Below are 1533 nucleotides of genomic sequence, written 5' to 3'. Positions count from 1 at the left end.
CGGCGCTCCAGCCGAGGCCGTGGCGAGCAGCCGCGGGCCGAGTGCGGCGCGGCGCGCGCGCAACTGAGTCCGCGTGGCCTGGTAGGCGTGCTCGGCCATGCGGCGGCGCTGCGAGTAGCTGAACGGGTTGGTGAAGAACACCTTGGCGTCGCGCGCGTCGGGCTCGAACAGCAGGATGTCGGTGTCGGGGTGGAGTTGGTCGTACTGGCGCAGGCCGAGCTCCATGCGCGAGCGGATCAGCGTGCGGAACGTCTGGCTCAGCACCTGCGGCAGGCCGCCGTCGACCAGCCGCGCCAGCGGCGCCCTGGCACCGTCCGCCGGCCTGTGCGCGTCGGCGGGGCTGTCGTAGGGCACCAGCGGATTCAGGCAGATCAGCAGGTCCAGGCCCTCGTCGAGCAGGACCGAGGCATGCAGCGTCTTGCGCAGCACGCCATCGACGTAGCAGCGGCCGTCGATCTCGACCGGCGGGAACAGTCCGGGCAGCGCGGCGCTGGCCTGCACGGCGAGCGAGATCGGCACGTGGTCGTGGCCCGGCAGGCCGAAGGGCCGGGCGTCGCCGCTGTCGAGGTCGACCGCCACCAGCACCAGCCGGCGCGCCAGCGTGCGGAAGTCGTTGCTGCGGCCGGGCGCGCCGAACACGCGGCTCAGGTGCTGGTGGACCGTGCGGTTGGAGAACAGGCCGGTCGGCATGGCGCGGCCGAGCTGGTCGAGCACCTGGCTGCGGGTGGCGAAGCCCAGCGCATAGTCCAGAGCCGCGCCGCCGGCCAGACCGGGCGCCCGCGCGAGGCGCTTCGCGAACTCGCCCCAGGCCGGCCGCATCAGCAGCGCGGGGTCGAACACGTCGTCCGGCGGCCCCTCGTTCTCGATGAAGGAGCGGCACAGCTCACGCGGCCCGATGCCGTTGGCCAGTCCGGCGGCCACGAAGCCGCCGGCCGACACGCCCACGTAGCCCTGGCACTGAGTGAGGCGCAGGCCAGTGATCGATTCCTCGAGCGCGCACAGTGCGCCGATCTCGTAGATCGCGCCCAATGGCCCGCCGCCGGCCAGCGCGAGACCGATGCGCGGCATCATCGGAACTGGCAGCCACCGGGCTCGATGGCGCGGTTGGCGGCGTGGACGTAGGCGCTGCCGTTCCAGTGATAGACCGCCATGCAGCCGCCGGGGTTGGCGACCCCCAGGTCGGCGTAGCCGAGGTGTTCACCGCCGGTCGGCAGCACCTCCACGCCGGGCAGGAAGCCGAGCAGGTCGACCCACGCGCCGCCGGCGTTCTGCATGAACAGCGCGACGTTGCCGCCACGGGCCGGGCCGAAGCAGGGCGAGGACGCCAGGAACAGCAGCACTTCGTCGCGGCCATCGTGGTTGATGTCCAGCCGCTCGGTCTGCGGCTTCAGTGCCGTGGCGCACGCCTCTCGGTAGTGCTCGTTGCCGCGGCGCTGCAGGCCGGCGGCCGCGAAGACCGCCGCCTCGTCGCTGCCGGGCGATGGGGCGGTCGCGCCGGTGGCCGGTCCGATCGGCGCGCCACCGATCAGGCCG

At 73.4% G+C, this 1533-nt stretch carries 2 protein-coding genes; both read right to left on the bottom strand.

Annotation, left to right across the window (positions count from 1 at the left end; all coding sequences use genetic code 11):
• The coding region (locus tag Y694_RS21735; RefSeq protein WP_036236664.1) for a patatin-like phospholipase family protein at positions 1-1071 on the bottom strand (1071 nt) is incomplete at its 3' end.
• Positions 1068-1533: hypothetical protein (locus tag Y694_RS25125; protein WP_036236661.1), on the bottom strand; the 466-nt coding region annotated here is incomplete at its 5' end. The genes Y694_RS21735 and Y694_RS25125, both read right to left, overlap by 4 nt.

The organism is Methylibium sp. T29-B (genome assembly GCF_000576225.1).
GTDB lineage: Bacteria > Pseudomonadota > Gammaproteobacteria > Burkholderiales > Burkholderiaceae_C > Methylibium > Methylibium petroleiphilum.
Note: the sequence above shows the minus strand (reverse complement) of the source record. Positions and strands in the feature narration are given on the sequence as shown.